The following is a 23,617-nucleotide window of genomic DNA, read 5'->3' as shown; positions in this document are numbered from 1 at the left end:
GCGAAACCTTCTTTCCATGACAGCGGGTTATCGTGCAATATAATCGTCATTCGCCGTCAGGCTTGTTTTTTGAGGAGAGAGAAATGTTTGCAGTGATTTTTGGCCGTCCAGGATGCCCTTACTGCGTGCGCGCAAAAGAACTGGCAGAGAAACTGACCGAAGAGCGTGATGACTTCAACTTCCGCTATGTGGATATCCACGCGGAAGGTATCAGCAAAGCGGACCTGGAAAAAACTGTCGGTAAACCGGTTGAAACCGTGCCGCAGATTTTCCTCGATCAGAAGCACATTGGTGGCTGCACCGATTTTGAAGCTTACGCAAAAGAACATCTGGGTCTGTTTGCTGCAGAGTAATGCGAAGACGCCCTCACCGTGAGGGCGTTTTTATTTGTGCCGCCGCCGGTGGAGCATGCTGCGCACAAACAGGAAGCACAACGCCCCAAGCGCGCACCAGAATACCCCGCTCAATAACCACGCCAGTTCCTGCCAGAACGATCGCGAGGTGACAAACACCAGTCGTAGCAACAGCAGACACAGTGGAGCCGCCAGCATCGCGCCCAAAAGAGGCTTAACGACCTCCCCGCCACGGGAGAGAAAGCTGGCCGCCGCCCCCGGCAAGGTAAAAAAGAGCAAGCCCAGCTCGGGATGGCCGGAAGCCCTAAACGCCCCTTTGACATGGAAGGCTAATGACAGACACACTGTCGTAAACAGTAAAAAGCAACTGACCACACCCGCCCAGTTTCGCTTTATGTTCAAACTATCCTCCTGACTTCATCTCTATCAAATACGCTTTCGTCCAGTGGACGCCCAGTCAGATAAAGCAATGTGGCAATCCTTGCCAAAGTACACATCTGTTAATGCGATAATAGGTAGCTGTCGATAGCTAATACGATTAAACTAACCGGCAGCTATGGTTTTAGAGAATTAATGAAGGGAGCCGGGAATGTTGAAACGCTCCCCTGATGTTCAAAACAGTAGCCCAAATAGCCTCTTCATTCAACAACTTACTGGTAAACAAGAAGTTAGCCTCCGTGAATATAAACGTCGCAGACTTGTTAAATGGGAATTACATCCTGTTATTATTTGTGGTACTGGCACTGGGTCTTTGCCTGGGCAAATTGCGCCTGGGTTCAGTTCAACTTGGTAATTCCATTGGCGTTTTAGTCGTCTCTTTATTATTAGGCCAGCAACATTTCAGCATTAACACGGACGCGCTCAACTTAGGTTTTATGCTGTTTATTTTTTGCGTTGGGGTGGAAGCAGGGCCGAACTTTTTTTCAATTTTCTTCCGCGACGGCAAAAATTATCTGATGCTGGCGCTGGTGATGGTCGGCAGTGCGCTGCTGATTGCGTTAGGGCTGGGTAAACTGTTTGGCTGGGATATCGGGTTAACGGCCGGTATGCTGGCAGGCTCGATGACCTCCACACCGGTTCTTGTGGGTGCAGGAGATACTCTGCGGCACTCAGGTATGGCGGGCTCACAGCTCTCTACCGCTCTCGATCACCTGAGTCTGGGCTATGCCCTGACCTATCTGATTGGCCTGGTAAGCCTGATTGTGGGTGCGCGTTACCTGCCAAAACTCCAGCATCAGGATTTACAGACCAGCGCCCAACAGATTGCCCGCGAGCGCGGTCTGGACACGGACACCAAACGTAAAGTCTACCTGCCGGTGATCCGCGCCTATCGCGTGGGGCCGGAACTGGTCTCCTGGGCCGACGGGAAAAATCTGCGCGAGCTGGGCATTTATCGCCAGACGGGCTGCTATATCGAACGTATTCGCCGCAACGGCATTCTGGCAAACCCGGACGGTGACGCAGTACTGCAGATGGGCGATGACATCGCGCTGGTGGGTTATCCGGACGCTCACGCGCGCCTTGACCCCAGCTTCCGTAACGGCAAAGAGGTATTCGACCGCGATCTGCTCGACATGCGTATCGTCACCGAAGAGATTGTGGTGAAAAACCATAACGCCGTGGGTCGTCGCCTGGCGCAGTTGAAGCTGACCGACCACGGCTGCTTCCTGAACCGCGTGATCCGTAGCCAGATTGAGATGCCCATCGACGATAACGTGGTGCTGAACAAAGGTGACGTTTTACAGGTAAGCGGCGATACCCGACGCGTAAAAACCGTTGCTGACCGCATCGGCTTTATCTCCATTCACAGCCAGGTCACCGACCTGCTGGCCTTCTGCGCCTTCTTTATCGTGGGCCTGATGATCGGGATGATCACCTTCCAGTTCAGCAACTTTAGCTTCGGCATCGGTAACGCCGCCGGGCTGCTGTTTGCCGGGATTATGCTCGGCTTCCTGCGAGCGAACCACCCGACCTTCGGCTATATCCCGCAGGGTGCGCTGAATATGGTAAAAGAGTTCGGCCTGATGGTGTTTATGGCGGGCGTTGGCTTAAGCGCCGGTAGCGGCATTGGTCACAGCCTGGGTGCTGTCGGCTGGCAAATGCTGGTCTCTGGCCTTATCGTCAGCCTGGTACCGGTGGTGATCTGTTTCCTGTTTGGTGCATACGTGCTGCGCATGAACCGCGCCCTGCTCTTCGGCGCGATGATGGGCGCACGTACCTGTGCTCCGGCAATGGAAATCATCAGCGATACTGCACGCAGTAACATCCCGGCGCTGGGCTATGCCGGCACCTACGCCATCGCCAACGTCCTGCTGACGCTGGCCGGTACGCTGATTATCATCATCTGGCCAGGGCTGGGACTCGGATAACACTCAGGTTTGCGCATACCAGAAAAAAATTTTCGTTATGCGCAGAACTTTTTATTCAGGGGGCAGTCATAATTAGTGCCACTGCTTTTCTTTGATGTCCCCAATTTGTGGAGCCCATCAACCCCGCCGTTTTGGTTCAAGGTTGATGGGTTTTTTGTTGGGTGAAAATAAAACCATTTAAATTCAAGTAACTACAAAGAAACTGCAATCAAGTTGGCGACAAAATGGCGACAGCAATAGTGCCTAATCATAGTTGTTACAAATCTTGCTCGTCAGGCTCATACTCTAATTCAAGCTCACCGAAATCCATCGATGTTGGACGCTCGATCACTTCCACATCGTCAACGATCAAATCATCTATAGAACCTGACAAGTCTCCGGAGATTGTGATAAGTATTCTGGATGTATATGTTTCCTCGGCTCTCTTGGTAATTGACCCCATGTAGACGTGGTCTTTGTCAAATGAGTCGTAAACCGATAGGGAAAAATCACCTTCTGCGTAAAGTGAAATTTCTGCAAATGCTTCTATAACAACCCAGTTTTCATCCTTGTCGATGACAGTGAAGTGATTATCTGTAAACTCAAAATCTTCAAATCCACCTGAACATCCGTCAGCCTCCCAGTATAAATATGAATCTGCCTCTTGTTCTGGCGCGAACCCGTCAAAGGTTGACTCAAGGTGTACAGCAACATCATGCAAGAATTTACCGGCTTGTCCCTCAGCAAGTGCTTTTTGTAAGTTATCGATTAGTTCATACGGCGCGGTTTCTTCATTGAAGTGTGCTAGAGCGGTTGATAAATCAGGTTCATAGTGCAAATTCTCAGCGTCTACACAAAATCTCTGCCAATCGTCATCCCTTGCTACAGCAAGCACACTTTCACCATTCTCTTCAGCCCAAGCCTGGACGGCCATTAATGTTATTGCATCGGGAAACTCATTTTTTTTCTTACCTGTATCTGCGAAAGGTGGTTCAGAAGAGAAATATCTTTCAAGGAGTTCAGGTACAGAAACATAATCCCCTGTAGTTAGAACCTCCGCATCTGTTACGGCAACAAATCTGTCTAATCTGCTCTTTCCTAATCCTTCAACTTCTCTGCTTTCAATCAATGTTTTTTTTGCATCATTTAGTTCACTTCCATCAAAAAAAAGATGATCGCCAGCTTCTTCGAAAGCTTTCTCTAGGGAACCACGCGAGGTTTTGATTTTTCTTTCAAGATGATTTTTAACTTCATTGTAGATTACATCCGGTATCAAAAACGTTGTCGGGGTCCTGCTGAACTGGGAAAGCTTGCCCAGCAACCCTTTCTCAAGCTTTAAACCGTACTGATCATAGATACTCGTATCTAGCAAAATTGCGGTGAATTTTTCAGTCATATCGAATGCCTTAAGCTCTGCCAAGTAATCATCGGAAGAATATCCACAACTAAAAAGCGACTACTAATGTGTCAAAAGTTTTATCAAGTTCCAAGATTAAAATTAGATTTCCATGCAATTGTTAGATCGCTGGTTTACACGACACGCGTGCATTTTTTTCAGTTTTCTATGAACCTTCTAATTGCCCCTATGCCTTGCTAAGTCTGGCCTCAACTTTTCCACGACGAATACTGCCAGAACACAAAAACGATCCCCTCACTTGATCCTACCCACGTAATATGGACACAGGCCTAAGCGAGGTTCTGGTTTTCAAATTGTTCCGGACTGAGGCCGCCACACCAACTGTGCCGCCGCCACCGATTGTAATCACATTCGATATAATTAAACACCGTTGCCCGCATTATTTCCCGGCTGATAAAGTGTTCTCCATGGATACATTCCACTTTCAGCGAATGAAAGAAGCTTTCCACGCAGGCATTATCGTAGCAGCAACCTTTTGCGCTCATACTTCCACGCAGATTATGCCGCTTCAGTTGCGCCTGATAATCTGCTGAACAGTACTGGCCTCCACGGTCCGTGTGAACGATAACGTTCCGGGGCCTCTTACGCCGCCACAGCGCCATCTGCAGGGCATCGCAGGCCAGTTGCGCCGTCATGCGTGGCGACATTGACCAGCCAATAACGGCACGTGACCACAGGTCAATGACCACTGCCAGATACAGCCAGCCTTCATCTGTACGTAAGTACGTGATGTCTCCTGCCCACTTCTGGTTCGGGCCACTGGCGTAAAAATCCTGCTCCAACAGATTTTCTGACACAGGCAGGCCGTGTGCGCGGTAGCTGACCGGGCTGAACTTCCGGGAGGCCTTTGCCCTCAGTCCCTGACGGCGCAGGCTTGCCGCCACGGTTTTTACGTTAAAGGGGTAACCCTGAGCACGCAGTTCATCCGTCAGGCGTGGGGCACCGTAACGCTGTTTTGACCGGGTAAAAGCCGCGAGGACAACGCTGTCGCAGTGTTGGCGGAACTGCTGACGCGTGCTTATCCTTGTCCGCCGCTGACACCACGTATACCAGCCGCTGCGGGCCACCCGGAGCACGCGGCACATTGCTTTGATGCTGAACTCAGCCTGATGTTTTTCAATAAAGACATACTTCATTTCAGGCGCTTCGCGAAGTATGTCGCGGCCTTTTGGAGGATAGCCAGCTCTTCATCCCGTTCTGCCAGCTGGCGTTTGAGACGTGCAATCTCGGTAGACATCTCCAGTTCACGTTCAGAAGACGTCTGCTGATTTTGCTGTTTACTGCGCCAGTTGTAGAGCTGTGATTCATACAGGCTGAGTTCACGGGCTGCGGCAGTAACACCGATGCGTTCAGCAAGCTTCAGGGCTTCACTGCGAAATTCAGGCGAATGCTGTTTACGGGGTTTTTTACTGGTTGATACTGTTTTTGTCATGTGAGTCACCTCTGACTGAGAGTTTACTCACTTAGCCGCGTGTCCACTATTGCTGGGTAAGATCAGTTTCATCATTGCCACCAATACTGGCCACGCGGTTAGTTGCCGCCTGGCTGTAATCGCCCGTACATACCTGCTGAATGGCTCCGGCCATCAGCATGGATGTCCCCAGCACCGTGATTTTATCAGTGGCTTTAATATTGGTTTCCCGGCTGATCAGCTCACGCTGTTCTGTATCGGCCTTAACCACACGCGCCATAGAGATTTCACTGATTGTCTGGTCTGTCTGCCTTACCCAGTCACCCGCCTGGGTGACACGCTGCGACACTTCCGCACGCTGCTGTTGCAATTGTTCCCCGGGCTGAATATCCGGGAGGCTGGTTCCTTCCGGGACAGTCTGGCGTACAAACGGCTTATCTGGCCGCCCTCCCGTAAAACCGATCTCAACCAGCGTCCCTTCAGGTGGAAACTGGAACATCCCGGAGTCATTACCCGCCATAGGAACCGGCAGTGGAACCGCTGAATAAACTGGCGTGTTTTTATCCGGGTTTCCGTCAGCGTCAAGCAGCTGCACGTCAACGGCATATCGCGGACGAAACGGATCAGAAAAATTACCGCTTTTTACCGCCTCGACAGGATTCATGACACGCGCAAACTTTGGCAGGTGCAACCCGGATGCCAGCTCAGGATAATGGCTTTCAATCTGACGCTGCACGGGTAATTTTTGCAGTGCCTTACCCGTGGCACGGTTGCGCGGTGTCCAGGTCACGGTCATTGTGTCATTTTGCAGGTGGACTTTTGTCACCCTTTCGCCGTTCATCTCCACACCGGGGCGTAAACTCTGCACCAGAGGCAGCGTCATGGAATTCCCCCCTGCCGTTCCCTGGCTAAATTCATGGGGGATCTCAACCGGGCGGCCAGCAAACAGGGCTTTTTCAGCACCGCCGACATAAACCCCGCCATCGGGCAGCTGATACCAGACGTAATCCGTTATACCAAAAGCCTTACCCAGATTATCAAGAAGCTGATAACCCGTGCCGCTGTGAGTGAAATGTGGGATCGGACGGTCTGAATATTCTGCATCTGGTACGCTAAATGTCAGTCCGGAATGCTCAGCCAACCAGTTGGCCACCTTGCGCAATGTGGGATGCTGAAATGAACATGGCCACACGCGTTCAAACACGCCTACCAGCTCACGAACAAACAGGCGCTGAAAACCATTTTCAGCGGGTTGTGATCGCTCCACATATCCGGTGAACCATCGCAGCACCAGATCGGTGTAACCCACATCAAGGCGAACCAGTTTCCCGGTATAATCCTCCGTTGTCCCGGCAGTAATAAACCCCCGGCCGCAGCTGTTCAGCTCCAGCACCAGACTGGTATCAGCCAGGTGGATTTCATCCGTTGAAAGGAACAGTCGTTTAATCGGTTTCATTTTTATCCCAGCGCATCATTCACGGGCTTGAGCACCTTACTTTCAAACCACGTCAGTTTTTCTTCATCCTCACCCGCTGCCTGGCTCCCTTTCTGACCTGCGCCAGCACCTGATCCTGCGGTCTGCTTCACGGCTTTTGTCTTGCCGCTGGTTCTGGCCTCACGTTTTTCCTGCACGCTGATATGTTCGGTCAGAGTGAACGTAACCAGCCAGGACATACGCCCATCCTGCGGCGGCGCGTCCAGGGTTCCGGTGAAGGTCGCTTCACGGAAATTAACGGCACGCGCAGCTTCATGCGCAACGCGGTATTTCTGACGCTGGCCGCCAGCGTCTGTTGCGCTTCCCAGCTCAAAGATACGCCGCAAAATTTCCGGGTTTTTATACGGGATTTCGCCGGACACGCGCAGCTCTTTGCCTTTAATGCCCTGCTCTGATTTTGTTGTGGCGCTTGTCTGGCCGGACTGGTCTTTATCCTGAAACTGCTGGGAAACCGTAACACGCATGTTCTTCAGCAATATGGCCTCGCCGTTAAGCGCCAGAGTTGGGTTCGATGTCATGGATCATCCCTTTAATACCGTCAAGATTATCACCAACAAGCATCATCGCCGCGGTATACACGGAGGATTGCAGCGGAATTCCTTTTACCAGCTCCAGAAGCGTTGACGGCAGATCGCCACTGGCGGTAAACACCCACGCCCTGGCGCTTTTTCCCTGTAATTCTGATAATCCGCTGGCAATACCTGCAATCATGCTTTCACGTTGCCGTTGAAAGTCCCCCATCAGTTTTTTTACCGTCGACACGTCCACCACTGCCGCAGCTTCCTGCTGTGCTTTTTTGACCGCAGCCGCAGCCAGAGCGGTGCGGCTTGTAGGAACCGAAAGCGGGATCGCCGCTGGCAAACTTTGGCTGTACATGGCCGGGATTTGCATTTTCTCCGCAGCCAGCTGCGCGGCGGACTGTGCCAGCCTCCGCACCTGGGTAAATGCCGGACTGGGGAACACATCTACCAGTCGATTAAGGTTGGCCATAAAGTTTTCATGCGTCTGGCCGGAAACCATCATGATCACAATGTCCGCCGCGCCCCCCGTCCCGGCCAGCTTTTCAGCAAGGTAGCTGATCGCGTTTACCGGGCTGAGATATGCGCCGTTCTCTGTCTGTTGCCCCAGCCCGTATACCCACGGGTGCGCCGGGATAACCGAACAGTTCAAAGCCGCCACTGAATCACTAAATGCAATTCGAGCTTCACGCCACATCAGAAATAATCTCCGGCAAAACAATATCCGGCACTGTTCCTGTGCCAACCGCAGCTTCCAGCGTTTCGATGTAATCCAGTACGTCATTAACTCTGGTTAATTCCTTCTCCGTTAAACTGCGCCCGTTCATTTGTTTAAGCTGAATAACGGCAATCGACTGCATTGCAGAGTCAATTAATGCCTGGCGCTTTTCCTCAGCCTCCGAGATAAGCGCTTCACGGGAAGGAGCCGGGCGGTCTTGCAAAACAGGATAACAACGCTTATCAGGCACAATCATTTTCCCTTTAGCCTGCCCTTCCATCAGTGCCAGATAGTCATCATCTGACACACGAACATAAAAACCCGGCCACGTTCCTGCTTTACGATATGCATCTTCGAAAGCATCGTTATAAAAACCGCCCGTTTTTGCCCTGTAGACAAATCCCATAATTAATAACCCTCTGCGGTATACATAAGATTGACAGTACCACCACCCGCAATACGCAAATTAAAACCTGTCTGGTCAACATTAAATGGCTGCAATGCCGCGCCGTTTCCCGGTTCTTCATTTCGGGTTGGGATCACAACCCTGCACGCATTAGGAAATACAGACGGGAAAGAGACGCGCCCACCGTTTGGCACCCCCCCCACCACTGCGGACATACGCATGGCTCCCGTACTGCCGCACCGCCACACCATCTGGCTACCATTCCACCACGCGGTATTTGGCGATGCGTAACTCCCTTTTGGCTGAAAACGCCAGTCGCTTTCCGCTTCTGTGTAGGCGACCTTTGGCGGCGGATTATTGGAGGAATAAACACGCACATTTCCACCTGATTCAAAAACGCCAGCGCCAGCGACAACATTTCCACCGCATGCGACGTATCCTCCAGCACGCAGATTCCCACCGTTAGAAATAATATCCCCCGCTGCGGAAATTACTCCGCCGCTGAGGATCTGGCTTGGCGCATTAAAAATTCCATCGGAAGTAAACTTATATATAGCCCCGGCACCGTTATCACCAATAACCTGAATTACGGCACTGCCGAAATCATTTTTCCCTGTTCGTAATATTCCAAAACTTACAGCCGAACCGAAGCCGTAATATTCCGTTTGAGAAATTCCCTTTATCAGCGGGAGATATATAGACACATCTTTCGGTGTTGTATATGTCTGATGTAAGAATGGTGCAATGTTATTACCGTATTGGTCAGCAAAACTACCGCATCCAGCCCACGTGTTTTTGTTTGTGCTGTAATAAGTCGCCCCATCAAGATATGAGACACTTCCGCCGTGGTTTGTTAAAACACTCGTCCAGGCTCCCCAATAGCCGTTATCAGCATTTAAAGTACGGAATTTAAGCCGCTTCCCGCCATCGGCATAAGACGCGGCATACTGCACACGGTAGCCATCACCACCAAGCCCACCCACATCAAGAATGGTGGCTTCATAGCCTGGTGAAAATGCTGCATCTGAATAACAAAAGCTCACTGAGTTAGCCGGGAGGGCGCTTGCATCTGCGATTGCCGTACCCGCTCTTGCGGCCACAGTCCGAAGCGCAAGCGCACCACCGTTAACAAGCAACCGACCAGGGGTGATATCGTCACGAGTCTCCTGGGCGTTCTTCGAGGCGGCAGTGCCGAGACTTTTTATAAGTGCCGTTACATAATCTGTGACCGCTTTCACCGCCTTCGGGGTCGCGGCAAACGACTCAGACAGGCTGTCTGTCGCACTGCTAAGCTGGACAATCCCTTTTTTCCACAGGCTGGCATCCTGAGCCGTGTATTTCCCGTCAGCAAGGTCACGCACCGCTTTCACCGCTTTTGGTGTTGCTGCGAGCGTCTCAGACGTGCTGTCGGTCGCGCTACTGAGCTGGACGATACCCTTTTGCGCCGTGGTAGCGTCCTGAGCCGTGTATTTCCCGTCAGCAATGTCGCGCACCGTTTTCACCGCTTTCGGTGTTGCGGCGAGCACTTCAGACGTGCTGTCGGTCGCGCTACTGAGCTGGACGATACCCTTTTGCGCCGTAGTCGCGTCCTGAGCCGTGTATTTCCCGTCGGCAATGTCACGTACCGCTTTCACCGCTTTCGGTGTTGCGGCGAGCGTTTCAGATTGGCTGTCTGTCGCACTGCTTAGCTGGGTAAAACCTTTAGCCTCTGTTGTCGCATCCGGATGATTGCGTGACTTTTCGTGTCTGGCCAGCGCATCACTGGCGCTCTGATCGTTAAGCGTGCCTTTTGGGCGCAAGTCAGTAATGCTGCCATTGGCATCAATGCTGGCCACTGCAAACACAAAGTGCTGAACGCCATTTTGCACATAATCCGCCAGGGTATCGGCAACAACGATTTTACTTTCTACAGCCCAGGCGCTCGTCAGTGTCCCCGTCCAGGTTACATCCAGCCAGACATTTACCGGCCTGGTTGTCACGACAATATTTTGACTGGCCGCCAGCTGTGTACGCAGCCCGCGCACGTATCCCACTCCGGGATTCACAAAAAACTGAGAACCATTTTTAGCAACAAGGTAACCATCACCGAAGAACGCCGCCACGCCGTAGATGTCGATATTCTCCAGGCGCTGGCGCTCATCCATTCCGGCCATTCGCGCCGTAAAATCAATCTGCCAGGTTTCAGCTGGCGTGTTGATTTCTGTTTCATTCTGCGCACCGTTAAACTCCATCAAAAACGAACGGGTAAGGACGTTACCCTGCTGGCCGTCTTTTGTTTTCAGCTTTTGCTGTAATGGCGCATGAACAATCATGGCCAGAGTGTTACTTGCTTTGTTGGTCAGCCCAATCCAGTTAAACGAAAAATCGCCCACGTCTGCGCCCAGGACAACGGAATGCACCACGGCATTTTCATTAACAACCCCCTTACGGCTTACCGCCTGACGATGAACGATTTGTGCATCTGGCGGCAACACTTCATTACGATCAACCGGGTTACCGGCATCCAGCCCCGGCACATTGGCGAAAACAAACTCATCCAGCAGAACGGACTCACCCGTTACGGACTGGCTCGCCTTCCACTCTTCAAAAGCCAGTGTGATAGCAGTCTGTGACATAAATACTCCCTATAAACTCGCGCTAAACGTTGCGCCGCTTGCTTCCATACTGTTCAGCCGTGCCGGATAAACCACATATTCCCCCTGATCCCAACCCGCCCGGATGGCCAGGTGTTCGGATGTGATCACTTCAAACTGATAGCGGCGGCATGTTCTTCCGTACTGCCTGATTATCTGAATCATCAGTTGCGTGTTATCCGCTATCTGGCTATCCGTCACGCGCACCAGGATCACGTCCCAGTCAATATCTGGCTGGCGCTCAACCAGCTCTACATAACCAATCCCCAGGCGCTGGAAAATGTTAATGAACCCTTCAACCGAACCCGCATCACGCGCATTGATAAATGCATAGGCCACACGCTTTCGAAACAGACTCAACGGCTCACTGCTAAAGCGGGTAATGTCCCGGTCATAGGCAATCAGATTCAATATCGGCTCAATACAGACCAGCGGATCAAACTGCCTCAGAGGCCACGTTATCCAGCCGTACACCTCCGCCCAGAATCTCCGCGCCGTGCGAAGCAACGCCAGCGGCTCCCCTTTATTCATCCATGACGGCAGCGCCATGCTGGCCAGCTTTTTCATAAAATCAGTCATTTTTTAATGCCACCGTTAAAGAGTTAAGTCGGGGTACATTCAGATCGCTGGTTATGTCTTTAAGGGAAAACTCTATCGAATCCGAATCCGGGAAGGTTTTGTGTACTTCCCGCCCCAGTTGGGAGAAGGAAAAGCGTGAATATGGCCACGTTTTTTTCACGCTATATTCTGTGTTTTCCCTGAAGGCACAGCGGATCAGGTTTTCAATATTTTTTGCCAGTAAAACCTGTTGCTCTTGCTCCAGATTACTCAAATTCCTTACGTAAACCGTGACACTCAGGTCGTGACGGGTTTCCGGCATGGCAAAACACTGCATATCATCACCGTGCCCGTGATGGCCTTGCGTGTTGATGTAATCATTCACCGCGTCAATAAACGGCTCTGAGGTTACTCCGCTATCCAGCAACAAAAAGGCGTTCGCTGTACCCGGGCCACGCGGTGCATCATGCTGAAAGAAAATCCGGTCAATGCTCAAACCTGCCACACTGGAAATCATTGAGCGGTAAACCGCATCCGTGTGGTAATTCCCCACCAGGTTGAACTGATTCCGGCAGCGTTCGCGCAGTTCATCATCACTTTCCTCATCCGCGCCGGGCGCAGTCAGCCACTCCTCCTCACTGACAACATGGCTGATACCATCGACAGCTACGGGTAAAATGCGGTAGTAACCCGGAGCAAGGTTGTATGCGCCGCCCGTTCCCGTAGCTTTTACGGCCAGTAATGCGCTGTCTGTACCGGAGGGGATCACCACATCGGACACCGTGGCCACTGCGTAAACTTTGCCGTTTATTCTTTCTGTCTGGATCACCGTTCCCGCTTTTATCGCGATGGCCTGATTTGCATCCACTTTGTAAAACCGGATCACACCTTCCGCTGCACTGGCGGGTTTGGCTGTGACGTTTACCGCCCAGGCCAGCAGGCGCAACATATTTCCACCCGCTGTAGCCACAAACATATTTGTCATGACTACGGAAACCAGCGCGTCCTTAAGCCACATCACAGGCGCGGTCACAATCGCGGTAATGAGTTTCCAGAACGGAGACATACGCGACGTGTTTGTGATTAGCCCTTCCTGGGTTGCAATTGCGTTAAACCGGGCGCGTACAGCCTCTTCAGTAACAGGCATCCCGCTGGACTTCACCACCTCTTCAAAATCTACCTGCGGCTTTTCCGTCATAAATCCACCTGTGCAGATATTCCGCCAAAATCGTACGTGCTGGCCGTCACCCAAAGGCGCGCATGGCTTTCCTCGCTCACTTCCACCGTTCCCGGCACAATTCGCTCATCCTCTTCAATAAGCAGTTCCAGCTGCGTGAAGATATCGGCGCGTAAAGTCGGGCTGCGTTCGCCAATTAATTGTGTGGCCAGACCGCTTTCCAGGATGCTGTGAATTATGTCCTGCCCGATACTTTTTCGGTTATTACACAGTTCAGGCTCTTTTCCGGTATTCAGCACAAAATTACCGTTTTCAATCAGCAGATCGATGTAAAGCAAATCACTCATGGGTTTAGCTCCTGCCATTCCTGCAATTGACCCGGCGAAAGTGTTTCTTTCGGATAAATATTTACCGTTTCAATTTTTCGGCTGTTGTCCGTCACAGATTTAGAATTACTGTTTATTGTTTTACTGATTCCGCCACGCTCAATACCTTTAAGTTCCCCACCTGTTAAAAGCACGTTCGGGGCGATAACTGGTGGCGGCTTAGACATTACTGTATTTTGCGTTAATTGCTGCGTTACATTTCCTCCATATGTCACCTGTTTAATGTCTGGCGCTGCAATTGCAGGTTGCTCAATCTGTTTCGCGTTATATGGCACAGGAGGAATACTTACAGATTGAGGAACATTATTTGCAGCTGACTGCGCCGGAATACTCCTTTTAATATCAGGTGCTGTTGATACCACTGGCGCTGCTTCAGTGGATAATGCGATATTCACACCCGGTATATTATTTAACTTCTCGACAATCCAGTTATACGTCCCTGAAAATGCCCCCTTCAGGGTTTCCCACAGCTTCCCAAAAATACCACCGATCACGCTCGCCATTTTTTCAAAAGACTCAACCGGGGAATTAATATCAAAGGCATTAACTACGTCGCGCCAGCCCTCAATGACGATCCCAAACATATCAATAACTGTCTGAATGGAACGATAAACCAGCTCAAACGGAGTCAGAACCAGGCCAACCGCCCCCGCCACGACACGGCCAAAGGTTTCACCCGCACTGGTCACGCCTGCCAGCTGTTCCCCGGTCATTTGCACCGGAGAAAGCAGGTTGCCGAACCAGCCAAACAGGGTTTTAACCCCATTCCACACCCAGCCCACTGCCGTGGCGATGCCGCTAAACAGCCCTTTAAACGGCGTCAGTGCACCACTTGCCTGGCTGAAACCGCTGATAAAGCCGCTGACAAACGCCTTTATCGGTTGCCAGAATTTGATAACCGCCAGCACCACACCAGCAATGGCCAGCGCTATAGCCGCTATCGGGGCAATCATCAGTAAGAACGAGGCGGAACCCATACGGGCAGCAATACTGGCGGCCAACAGGGTTGCACGCAATCTGCGCAATCCGGCAGTAAACAGTTGCGTCACGGCGTTACTGGCCAGAATTGCCAGGCGATTAAGCCCCAGCAATCTGGCCATTGGTGCCAGCACTTTTGTTACACCCATCATCACAAAGGCATTGATACCCATCACAATATTTGCGATGGCTCCCACTGCGGCAAAACTCAGCAGCGCCAGCGCGGCATACCCCACCACCCGCGCGATGTTGGGAAACAGCTGCATCCACCTGGCAAAGGTCTGCCCCATATCTGCCAGGCGATTCAGTAGCGGATACAGTACCGGGATCAGCGTCAGGCCAATGACGGTTTTAATGGCCGTCAGGATGGCGATGAAGCGATCCCACGGCTTCACCATTTTGGCCGCCATCTCCTGGGTGCGCTTCAGTCCGTCCGCCCCGCCCAGCTCGGTGATGTTCCGTTGAAGTAACGCCACGTTGCCATACAGCTGTTTGACCACCGCAGAACTATCCCCAAAGGCTTCATCCAGCTCCGCCTGTGCTTTCAGGTTCCCTTCCAGACTCTTGCCATACTTGCCCTGAAGCTTTGCCAGCATTTCCGGCATGGACAGCATTTTTCCGGTTGCGTCAGTAAAGGACAGCCCCAGCTTTTTAGCACCATCAATTGCGCCCGTCATAAAGCCTTCGTATGCGCTGCTCGCTTCCGTCCCCAGTGTGCGGCTCAGCTGTCCCAGCACGGCCAGCTGTTCATCCAGCCCGACGCCGTAGTTTGTCCCCACGCCGCGTGCACCTTCCATCAGGTCTTTGATAGTGGCCATTTCCGCGCCGAACGTCTTGCGCATATAAACCATTTTGCCAGCCAGTTGCTCAGCAAACTGCACTTTCCCCAGGCGTGCGGCATCAGAGGAAAAGTTACCGAACATCTGCCCCATGAATTCCGACGTTTCCGCCGCTGTTGATTTCATGGCAAACGCCAGGACATTGGCGACTTTGGTCACTTTCGGCAGTTCATTACCCGTCAGCCCGGCAATGGCCGCATTTATTTCTTCCGTGGACTTAACAAACTCCACCGCACTCGCGCCGTATGTCGTGCTGAACGTCAGCGCATCCCGCTGAACAGTTTTAAGCGCAGTGCTGTCAATGCCTTTAGCAGCCGCATCATTCAGCGCGTCATACATTTCAATGGCCGGAGACAACGCGCCCTTGATGGCCATTCCCGTTCCAGCCAGCGCCAGCGCACCGCCGCCAATCTGCGTAAACGCTGCTTTTGATTTATCCGCAAAGCCGGTCACATTATTCTGCACCTGCTTTAACGGGCGGGATAATTTATCAATCAGGCTTAATGTAAAATCTAACTGTTTCATCCAGAGCCTTTAAAAGCAGTGCTTATTCCGTTAGCCGTGGCGATACGCATATTTTCCCACTGACGATTATCCAGCCAGACAGCGGCGGCGATATCATCAATGGAATCTTCCCCAAGGGGTAAATAATGGCGGCGTAAAATTAAATATTGTTCGAGTCCGTTTTGCTCAATTGCCCGGACTCGCTTTGTCAGTTTTTTACTTCAATTTCCAGCTCAGGCGCATAAATCTCGTTAACCTTACCTGCCAGTTGCAACGCCGCCCCCGGACGTTTTAAAAGTTCGGCCAGCGCGTCTTTACTTTCTGGCTCAACAATACGGGTCAGATAGTTATGCGCCGGGGCAACTTTGTTATCCATCGCCATTTCATTGATGAATTTGTTATAGGCGGTCTGGTTAGGCGCGAAAACAATATCTTTACCACACACAACAAGTTTAATTTTCTGTTCCATTTAATACACTCTCTCGTTTATTCATTTCATCAATCAGCGCGTTATGACGTGCTGCACACACAGAATATAAATCCTGATACTCAATAGCAGGGGCAGCAATATCCGCCCCGGTATTCCCTTTAATGCGCGGAAGATTTTCCGTTGGGCATTTTCGCTTCAGGTTTTCCTGATAAGGTACGTTCGATGTTTTCTGCGGTTGCGTTATACATCCTGATAAAATCATCAGACACGCACACATTAGTGAAAACTGGCTTAAGAATTTCAGTCCTGATTTCCTTCGGTCTGCCACTTTCCAGCGCCTCCAGTTTATCTTCCAGCCCCCTGGCGGACTCGCTGGCAATCTCCAGCATGGCTTTGCGGGACTTGTTACCCGCAACCTGTGCAGCGGAGTTAATCGCCAGCTCCAGACTGTCACGCCGCCAGTCAGCGGTCAGCCAGCCCCAGACAAACGCCAGCGCAACCACAACAAGCCACTGGCCATTTGTCATTAGCGTACCCCGTCATGTTCCAGGCTGAAGTGATTACCATCCGGACGGGACTTGAAGCGCCCACCCCATGAACCGCCCAGCGATTCCCAGTATTCACCCAGCGGGAGATAATCGGCAGTGTCGGTCTTGTACTGACCATTCACGAACAGATTAAAATCCACGGCCAGACGCTGGGTGTGCAAGCTGTTGGCAATGCCGCTGCCCTTTTTGGCATTCAGTGCCGCTTGTTCCGGCGTGCGGTACGCTTCACCGAACGTCAGACGGTAGCCCTTTGCCTGGGCATACTGGATCAGCAGTGCAATCATGAGCGTAAACCGCCATTGCTTTTCACCTAACGTCATTTCCCCACTCCTTTACCCAGAAAGTTAATCCCTTTTTTGCGCAGCCAGACCTCTACACCATTAAGCCCCAGGATACCCAGCGCAGAACCAATCCCGGCCAGCGCCAGCGGGTGGATGTCCGGCACAAAGTACAGGGCAACCCCTGCGGTCAGTGATAAGGCGCTGCCGACAATGACACGCCCCAGAACCAGACTCAGTGTGATCGGCTCATTGCTGTTAAGCATCTTACCCAGGGCAATCAGCGCCCCCATCAGAGCCAGCGCGATAAACCCCTTTTCATACTCCTGCATCCCTGCCCCTTACCCAATCAGGTTTTCCGTGGCTTCCGCTTCCAGATACGGAACGCCGTTGATGTTTACGAACTTCGGACTGGTCACAAAATATTTGATTTTGTGGGTGGACACGCTGCCGCCCTTCGGATCGATATCCAGCAGGTTACTCAGCTGAAGCTTGTTGCCGAACGTCTCCACCTTGACCTCTTCACTGCCCGCTTTGGCGTAGAAAAGGAAATCCACTGGCTCAATACCGCGCCACGAACCTGCGGAACGCGCCTTTGCCGTCAGTACGCCCAGCACTTTAGAACTGACTTCAATCTCCCCCTCTGCGGCCACATCACCATCAACATGGCCATCCGGTACGCCACGGGTTTGCGCCGCAGCGCTGTTGTCCGTGATATCGAGAGAAATCTTTTCAATGTGGATCAGATCGCCATCAACATAAGCATCAAACGACATTCCCGAAATACGCTTACTCATGCTGCGGCCTCCAGACTGGCATCCAGTAACAGACTAATGGTGATTTGCAGTGGCACTTCCCAGGTACGCACCACAATGTAAATTTCCACTGCCTTTTTGTTTTTCCAGACAATGGTCACATCACCATCCTGCGGTGGCTTCACTTCACCGGGGAATGACACGCCATTGATATTCGCTGCCGTGGACATTTCACGCAGCGGCTTCGCAAACAATGTCTGGTGTGCGGCAATGCTGCCCGGCGTACTGTTGAGTGAACGATCTGCAATTTTGCCAATCGCCAGCAAACGCACCCGGCGTGCGGCCTTATCTGCCACGCGCAGCGTTTCGATAGACTGATAATCACCGCCCTCCACATCCAGCGTGCGGCCATCTGACCAGTAGAACCCGTCATAATCCGGATACCACATCGGCACACTAAAGCGCTGCGCCTCCAGTGCCTGAAGTGTGGCCAGCTCCAGCACCGCGCCTGTACCATCCAGCGGCAATTCATCACTGCCCAGGCTAACCAGCGCCCCCGTTTTCACACGCACCGGACTGTCAGCAACGGTGACGGCACGGCTGCACAGGCGGCCAGCCAGCACACCCGGCTCACGCCCCCAGAGGCGGGGAACCAGCTGCACCGCTTTTTCCGCAATACCCGCCTGAAGCGCAGACACACGGGCAAGATAATCAGCCTGTCCCTCTTCGTCCTGCATTCCCTGCGTGGCCAGCGCGAACCACACCCAACGGCCATACTTCGCAATCAGATCCGCACGCAACTTAACGGCCTGATTAATTTCCGCCTTCGTTGAAATGTCATTAGTCAGCACAACACCTTCAACCGAGCACGACACCTGCGCGGCCAGCACCGCCTTAACCCATGCGTCCGGCTCACTGTCAGCAGCCAGCACATGGACGAATCCCCACCAGTTCTGGCCAGCGTTTGACACCGCCGCCAGCACGTCACTTTTTAACTGGCTGTCAGCCTCGCCCAGCAAAGCGTCAAAATCGCTCTGAGTATTGACGGGCAGCGTTTTGCCTGTGTTTTTGGTTCCCGTACCGATAAACAGCACCGCGCGTTCCACCTCATTGGTTTCGCCCAGTAACTGGTTTACCTGGTTGACGGTCACATTTGGCCAGGTCATGTTCTCCCCCTGATATCCTGCGCATTTACATCCCAGCCAAAGCCAATGGCCTGAAGCTGGCGTGCCAGCGCCTTGTTAAAGTCCTCATCCCCCATTCCCAGAAATGCGCGGGAAGGAAGATCGATAGTCCAGCTCGTTTTGACGGCCTTGCCGCTTAACTTCCTGATAAGTAAGCCTGCCTGTGCATATGGCATTTCACTGGTAATTTCCCGGATAGTGGGCTTTTTCCAGCGCTTCCCCCGGCGCACCCGGTAGCCCAGCGCACGCAGCTTTTTTCCCTGCGCGGCAGTGGCCATTTTTCCGGGTTGTGCCTTCCCTGGCTGGCTTGCGCGGCTCACGCGTACACGCATACCGTTTTGCTGGGAATATCCCACCACGCCAGCAGGCACAGGGGTTTCCCCGTTCCGGTAACCTCCCCCCTGCAAATAGATCCGCACGGCCTGAATCTCAGGCATTTCCCGGACATGCAGCAGCTTCGGCATTGAGCGCAGCATCTTCCCTTTGCGCTTCGTTTTACGCCCTGCCCAGGCTCCCCCGTCCGGCTCTGCCTGATTGCGCACGTTGCGTTTGGCTGCGGCGATCACGCCATATTTCGCCATTCGCCACAGTAGCCGCTGACGCTTTTTAGGTGGCAGCTCCATACTGGCCAGCGCTTTTTTCAGCTCCGCCAGCTGGCGCTTGTTAAGCTCACCTCCGGCAATCACGACACATCACCCACAGGCGCACCGGATTCATCCACGCCGTAAATCGTCGCCGTCAATGCCGTCCAGATTTCCGGCTCAACCAGCGACCAGCGTTTACCCTGCCAGGGGATGCGCCCTTTTTCGTCCTCACGGATCACCAGCTCTTCCGCCATTGGAACCGTCAGGACAATATCGGCGGTTTCCTCATCGGCCACCGATACATCCCACTGTGGATCGGCTTCTGTCACCCCGATTTCGTCCAGTAACTCCCGGTCAGCCTCATCAAGCCAGGCAGCCATCAGGGACATAAGCAGCTGCGGCGGACACAGGCGATACGGGAAACGCTCCCAGCTCAGCACCGCGTCATAACGGATCACCGCCTGGCGGTACTGCCCAAGCCCAAAATCCTTTGCAGCCGGTACGAACGCCATTTCATCCACAACACTGCTAAACGCCTTCATCGCACGCTCCGGCACGTTATCCGTAAAAAACGCTGTCAGCGCTTCAAGCTGTGTCTGACTCATACCTTTTTCACCGTTGCCCGTTTCAGTCCTTTCATGCGGCGGATCACCACCGAGGCTTCAGCCAGCAATCCGGCGCGGGTTTCCGTGCTTTCCTGTCCAGGGTGAGAATCGCGCCGCCCAACCGTGGCAAATTCCCCCAACAAATCCGCTTTTGCCCTGGCGAAAACCGCCTTTGTGTACTGCGCACAGAGAGCATTTAACTCCCCCATCCGTGCCCCCGGCGCGTCCTCTGCGCTCATAACTCCTTTTGCCTTCCAGCTGGCCTCCACTGTTTCCAGCTCCGCATTCACCTCCGCCACAGCCGCCAGCAGCGCCTGAGCAGCAGTGTCTGCGTCAACATCAGCCGGGATAGCACGCTGTGCCTGAAAGTCCTTCAGGTTCAGGTCTGGCCAGAATCCCTCGTTTTTTAACGGCTCGTCCTGGTAATCAAGCGGCTTTCCACTAAACATGGCTCCCCCGAAAAAATAGGCGGGCTGTCCGGTTTCCACGGCGCAGCTTCACATCGTGTTTCTGCCCTCCACCGCGCCCGCCTGGCTTGCGGTAGTCTTTAAGGCTGAACGGGTGTCAGCTCGTTTTCATCAAACCAGGAATCCACAGCGCGGCCATCAGCGGCCAGATAGTGGATCAGGTACTGATTGCGGCAATTGGTGTATTCAGCACGGGCTTTAACATGCCCCTTTTCACCACTGATCGTGACTTTCACCACCTGCCCTAGCTCATGTTTAAACTTGATTACTGTTGCCATCTTTAAGCTCCTTTTCCAGGCGTCGAATACGTGCGGCAATGGTCTGCCGCTGGGTGCTTACGCCAGCTTTTGAGTAATGTTGTTCGGCAATGGCCAGCAACTCATCGGCCTTTTTCAGCGTGTCGATATCGTCAACGCTTGCCGCTGATTTCTGTCCGTCATCGCCGCGCAGCAGCTGCAACCCGGCGAATTTGTACCATTTCGCTGTCACCTGCTCATGCAGCCGCCACTTGGTGGCCACGTTCTCAAACGTGCGTGAGAAGTACGGCTCAATGCTTTCCCCGCGCCCCGCAGACTCCTGCGCCCAGGCCAGCATCGTATCGGCCACGAACGTAGGGAAATTGCTGCGCAGACGTTCCGGCGTTGCCTGTTGCTGTTCGATAGCGAGATCAGCCCAGTCCAGCGCCGTATCCAGATCGCCCACGTCAAACAGCCAGATCACACACCAGGCCAGAACCGGGTTCGCATACACCTGGCCGCTGGCCAGATACGCCTCCACAGTCGGAACCCATTTCGGCAACAGCACATTGCGTTTATGCTCCACACGATCAGCAATCAACGGCAGGTTTCGCAACTGCTCCACGTCCGTTTCCAGCGCCTTAATCAGCAGGTGCATACTTTCCGTGGTTCCAACGGCCAGGCTAAGCTTCAGCTTTTGTTCCATCTCAATGCGCTGGTTATGACGCTGTGCGGGGGAAAGAGACATTGATTAACCCTCCACTGGCTCTGACGGCTTGCCGATGGTCACGGCATTTTCATCAATCGCCGCGTACAGCTCCGGCACTTCCACTGCATAGCCTTCGTTACGCAGATAGCTGTTCTCAAACTGCTTGCGGTCATCTTCAAAGCGGGCTTTACGCTGACGCGTATTGCGCTGGGTGTAGATGTGCAGGTTAGAAAGCGGCGTAACAACCATGCGTTTACCCGGCATAAATGGCGGGATAATTGCCTGACGGCCAGCGATAGTGTTACCCAGCAGCTGCGCCGCGATTTTCTCCGTTGGACGGTCAGCAGCCTGGAAGAGGCGGTACTGTTCAGCAGCCACCAGGTCAGCACCTACCAGCACCACCAGGCGCGGGTCATTACGGAACTGTGCCGGGATTTTGGCGTTAATCAGATCGGAGGCCATCGCATCCAGCGATTTATAATCACCCGCCTGATCGAGCACTACCGGATCGGTCATGATTTGCTTGCCGCCCATCATGGTTTTCATGATTTCATGCCAGCCAATGTTGACATCTTCGCCATTTGGATTGGCTTCCGGGTCAGTTGTTTTGGCGCGATGTGTACCGTTGAAGCCGATACGCAGCATATCCATTGCAAACGCCTGGGTGCTGAAGGTCTGCACCAGGTTGTAAAACTCGTTTTCTTCCTTTCCGGCGTTCGCCCAGACAGAAAGCAGATCCCAGCGCAGTGCGGCGCAGCTGTCCGTTTCAACCAGTGAATAGGTATTGCCATCAACCCCCACCTGGCGGACGAAACGACCTTTTTCACTACGCCCGGTGTGGAGCACTGACGCGCCCACGTTGACGACCTGGCCACTCAGCTGGTCAACGTCCAGCGTAGTGATCCAGTTCAGGAACTCGACAGACTCCAGCATGGCCAGACGCAGCGCAGTTTCCTGCGGGTCATTCAGGGAAAAATAACGGCCTGGGTTTTGCGTGCCAAAATGCTGCGCCATCCCCGCCGTATAATTGTCCAGTAAATCCCGCGCACGGTTATTCAGTAACATAAGACTCCCTCGCAATTAAGCGATAATAAATTTATTTTGCTTATTCGCGTTGCGGTTAATTACAGGTAACTAAACTTACCGGATTTGGACGAAACTTGACGCTGTTTACGCTGACCACTTTTATTACCCAGATCACTAAATCGGGTAACAATCTCTTTTGCATTGTCACGAATAGCGGCAAACTCTTCCGTGTCCACTACTTCGGTAATAGTGTCAACATCGTCCTGCACAGAATTAAGCTGATTTTCAATTGCACCCACACGCGCTTCCAGATCATTCAGTGCGCTGGCCAGTGCCTGCAACTTATCATCAGCAGGTGGATCGTCCTGAGAATTTTCGTTTTCAAATTTCGGCTTAATACCAAATAATTTCTGCCAGTTCTTCATCTTTCCTTCCTGCGTAATTTTACCGTTACGGGAAATCACACAACTGTAATATCCCTGTTTGTTTAATTTGCGCCGACTAAAGCGCAGCCGTGTTGTACCGACACTGGCCGGATGGTCTGTGACTGCCAGCCCCATCAGATAAGTTTTATTCCCACCGCGCCAGTTGTGTTCTGGCTCTACGGAGAAGTAAAGCAATTGGCCTTCATCATTCGCGTAAATCAGGCGTTTGTTCGGGCACAAACTGACATACAGCCGCGCCAGCCCGTCATCGCCATCCTGCCACATGGCTTCCAGCACTTCCCCGAAATTGCCACATGAATCGTCATGCTCTGGCCATATCAATGCGGCGTAATGGTTAGGATCATAGGTTTCCGCCATGTCGATAATCCATTGCCGCTCCATCACTCGCCCGTCAACCGTATCGCCCTCAGTAGCAACACACAGCCAGCCAGTTTTTAAATGCGACACATATTTCCCCCTGTCGTTTAACTGATTCCCTTGCTGTGGATTGATTATTGCTAATTAAACACCTCGCCGCATTACGCTTTATTCTGAACAGTTCGGTTATAAGCCATTACCGAACAACCTCGAATTAACCCCGCCGTTTTTTAATCAGTACCACGGCATAA

Annotated in this window: 27 protein-coding genes and 1 pseudogene; 2 read left to right on the top strand and 26 right to left on the bottom strand. The window is 52.6% G+C overall.

The window, feature by feature from the left end; translation table 11 throughout:
• Positions 1–83: 83 nt before the first annotated feature.
• Positions 84–353: a GrxA family glutaredoxin gene (locus HV318_RS21310; RefSeq protein ID WP_182274309.1), complete on the top strand. Its 270-nt coding sequence runs from the start codon at positions 84–86 to the stop codon at positions 351–353.
• A 30-nt stretch (positions 354–383) separates the two neighbouring features.
• Here HV318_RS21310 and ybjM read toward each other — a convergent pair whose 3' ends face one another.
• Positions 384–755: an inner membrane protein YbjM gene (gene ybjM / locus HV318_RS21305; protein ID WP_182274308.1), complete on the bottom strand. Its 372-nt coding sequence runs from the start codon at positions 753–755 to the stop codon at positions 384–386.
• 275 nt (positions 756–1,030) lie between these two features.
• Between ybjM and HV318_RS21300 the strand changes: the two genes are divergently transcribed.
• Positions 1,031–2,722, top strand: a complete 1,692-nt coding sequence (locus tag HV318_RS21300; RefSeq protein ID WP_182274307.1) for an aspartate:alanine antiporter — start codon at positions 1,031–1,033, stop codon at positions 2,720–2,722.
• A gap of 256 nt (positions 2,723–2,978) precedes the next feature.
• Here the strand turns inward: HV318_RS21300 and HV318_RS21295 are convergent, their stop codons facing one another.
• The 25 genes and pseudogenes from HV318_RS21295 to HV318_RS21180 all read right to left on the bottom strand — a co-directional run bounded on the left by HV318_RS21295 (position 2,979) and on the right by HV318_RS21180 (position 23,456).
• Positions 2,979–4,097, bottom strand: a complete 1,119-nt coding sequence (locus HV318_RS21295; protein ID WP_182274306.1) for a PIN domain-containing protein — start codon at positions 4,095–4,097, stop codon at positions 2,979–2,981.
• Between the two features lie 290 nt (positions 4,098–4,387).
• A protein-coding gene (locus HV318_RS21290; protein WP_085947598.1) for an IS3-like element IS3 family transposase occupies positions 4,388–5,550 on the bottom strand; the annotation gives its coding sequence in 2 pieces (ribosomal slippage) (positions 4,388–5,289 and positions 5,289–5,550; 1,164 coding nt in all).
• Positions 5,551–5,599: 49 nt separating this feature from the next.
• Positions 5,600–6,985, bottom strand: a pseudogene (locus tag HV318_RS21285) (hypothetical protein); the annotation flags it as partial.
• A 2-nt stretch (positions 6,986–6,987) separates the two neighbouring features.
• On the bottom strand, positions 6,988–7,542 hold the full coding sequence (locus HV318_RS21280) for a baseplate complex protein (RefSeq protein ID WP_182274305.1): 555 nt from the start codon (positions 7,540–7,542) through the stop codon (positions 6,988–6,990).
• Positions 7,514–8,239 (bottom strand): hypothetical protein, encoded by a 726-nt coding sequence (locus HV318_RS21275; RefSeq protein WP_182274304.1) that lies wholly within the window; start codon positions 8,237–8,239, stop codon positions 7,514–7,516. The genes HV318_RS21280 and HV318_RS21275 overlap by 29 nt, the downstream gene beginning before the upstream one ends.
• On the bottom strand, positions 8,229–8,666 hold the full coding sequence (locus tag HV318_RS21270; protein ID WP_182274303.1) for a tail fiber assembly protein: 438 nt from the start codon (positions 8,664–8,666) through the stop codon (positions 8,229–8,231). The genes HV318_RS21275 and HV318_RS21270 overlap by 11 nt, the downstream gene beginning before the upstream one ends.
• Positions 8,667–8,668: 2 nt before the next feature.
• Positions 8,669–11,281 (bottom strand): tail fiber protein, encoded by a 2,613-nt coding sequence (locus HV318_RS24280; protein ID WP_249421818.1) that lies wholly within the window; start codon positions 11,279–11,281, stop codon positions 8,669–8,671.
• A gap of 9 nt (positions 11,282–11,290) precedes the next feature.
• Complete coding sequence (locus tag HV318_RS21260) at positions 11,291–11,878, bottom strand: hypothetical protein (RefSeq protein ID WP_182274302.1); 588 nt, start codon at positions 11,876–11,878, stop codon at positions 11,291–11,293.
• Complete coding sequence (locus HV318_RS21255; protein WP_182274301.1) at positions 11,871–13,055, bottom strand: baseplate J/gp47 family protein; 1,185 nt, start codon at positions 13,053–13,055, stop codon at positions 11,871–11,873. Before HV318_RS21255 ends, HV318_RS21260 begins: the two co-directional genes overlap by 8 nt.
• A complete protein-coding gene (locus HV318_RS21250) occupies positions 13,052–13,381 on the bottom strand; it encodes a DUF2590 family protein (RefSeq protein WP_182274300.1) in 330 nt (109 codons plus the stop codon). The genes HV318_RS21255 and HV318_RS21250 overlap by 4 nt, the downstream gene beginning before the upstream one ends.
• Entirely contained in the window at positions 13,378–15,762 is a 2,385-nt protein-coding gene (locus HV318_RS21245) for a phage tail tape measure protein (RefSeq protein WP_182274299.1), read from the bottom strand. Before HV318_RS21245 ends, HV318_RS21250 begins: the two co-directional genes overlap by 4 nt.
• Positions 15,759–15,902, bottom strand: a complete 144-nt coding sequence (locus HV318_RS24565) for a DUF6890 family protein (RefSeq protein ID WP_524537214.1) — start codon at positions 15,900–15,902, stop codon at positions 15,759–15,761. The genes HV318_RS21245 and HV318_RS24565 overlap by 4 nt, the downstream gene beginning before the upstream one ends.
• Positions 15,903–15,949: 47 nt before the next feature.
• Positions 15,950–16,210, bottom strand: coding sequence for a putative phage tail assembly chaperone (locus tag HV318_RS21240; RefSeq protein WP_182274298.1), 261 nt, complete (start codon positions 16,208–16,210; stop codon positions 15,950–15,952).
• Positions 16,211–16,329: 119 nt separating this feature from the next.
• Positions 16,330–16,698 carry a hypothetical protein gene (locus HV318_RS21235; protein ID WP_182274297.1) on the bottom strand — a complete coding sequence of 123 codons (369 nt, stop codon included), beginning with the start codon at positions 16,696–16,698 and terminating at the stop codon, positions 16,330–16,332.
• A complete protein-coding gene (locus tag HV318_RS21230) occupies positions 16,698–17,039 on the bottom strand; it encodes a M15 family metallopeptidase (protein WP_182274296.1) in 342 nt (113 codons plus the stop codon). The genes HV318_RS21235 and HV318_RS21230 overlap by 1 nt, the downstream gene beginning before the upstream one ends.
• Positions 17,036–17,329 carry a phage holin family protein gene (locus HV318_RS21225; protein ID WP_182274295.1) on the bottom strand — a complete coding sequence of 98 codons (294 nt, stop codon included), beginning with the start codon at positions 17,327–17,329 and terminating at the stop codon, positions 17,036–17,038. Before HV318_RS21225 ends, HV318_RS21230 begins: the two co-directional genes overlap by 4 nt.
• Positions 17,330–17,338: 9 nt before the next feature.
• A complete protein-coding gene (locus tag HV318_RS21220) occupies positions 17,339–17,794 on the bottom strand; it encodes a phage protein (RefSeq protein WP_182274294.1) in 456 nt (151 codons plus the stop codon).
• Positions 17,791–18,918: a DUF2586 domain-containing protein gene (locus HV318_RS21215; RefSeq protein WP_182274293.1), complete on the bottom strand. Its 1,128-nt coding sequence runs from the start codon at positions 18,916–18,918 to the stop codon at positions 17,791–17,793. Before HV318_RS21215 ends, HV318_RS21220 begins: the two co-directional genes overlap by 4 nt.
• Complete coding sequence (locus HV318_RS21210) at positions 18,915–19,622, bottom strand: hypothetical protein (protein WP_182274292.1); 708 nt, start codon at positions 19,620–19,622, stop codon at positions 18,915–18,917. The genes HV318_RS21215 and HV318_RS21210 overlap by 4 nt, the downstream gene beginning before the upstream one ends.
• A complete protein-coding gene (locus HV318_RS21205; RefSeq protein ID WP_182274291.1) occupies positions 19,619–20,125 on the bottom strand; it encodes a phage tail protein in 507 nt (168 codons plus the stop codon). The genes HV318_RS21210 and HV318_RS21205 overlap by 4 nt, the downstream gene beginning before the upstream one ends.
• Positions 20,122–20,574, bottom strand: coding sequence for a head completion/stabilization protein (locus HV318_RS21200; RefSeq protein ID WP_182274290.1), 453 nt, complete (start codon positions 20,572–20,574; stop codon positions 20,122–20,124). The genes HV318_RS21205 and HV318_RS21200 overlap by 4 nt, the downstream gene beginning before the upstream one ends.
• Positions 20,575–20,672: 98 nt before the next feature.
• Positions 20,673–20,870: a hypothetical protein gene (locus HV318_RS21195; protein ID WP_182274289.1), complete on the bottom strand. Its 198-nt coding sequence runs from the start codon at positions 20,868–20,870 to the stop codon at positions 20,673–20,675.
• Positions 20,848–21,576 carry a phage terminase small subunit gene (gene gpM / locus HV318_RS21190; protein ID WP_182274288.1) on the bottom strand — a complete coding sequence of 243 codons (729 nt, stop codon included), beginning with the start codon at positions 21,574–21,576 and terminating at the stop codon, positions 20,848–20,850. The genes HV318_RS21195 and gpM overlap by 23 nt, the downstream gene beginning before the upstream one ends.
• 3 nt (positions 21,577–21,579) lie before the next feature.
• Complete coding sequence (locus HV318_RS21185; protein WP_182274287.1) at positions 21,580–22,602, bottom strand: phage major capsid protein, P2 family; 1,023 nt, start codon at positions 22,600–22,602, stop codon at positions 21,580–21,582.
• A 59-nt stretch (positions 22,603–22,661) separates the two neighbouring features.
• On the bottom strand, positions 22,662–23,456 hold the full coding sequence (locus tag HV318_RS21180) for a GPO family capsid scaffolding protein (RefSeq protein ID WP_182274286.1): 795 nt from the start codon (positions 23,454–23,456) through the stop codon (positions 22,662–22,664).
• Positions 23,457–23,617: the final 161 nt, after the last annotated feature.

The organism is Enterobacter sp. RHBSTW-00901, from assembly GCF_014103115.1.
In the GTDB taxonomy this organism is placed as follows: Bacteria; Pseudomonadota; Gammaproteobacteria; order Enterobacterales; family Enterobacteriaceae; genus Enterobacter; species Enterobacter cloacae_P.
Note: the sequence above shows the minus strand (reverse complement) of the source record. Positions and strands in the feature narration are given on the sequence as shown.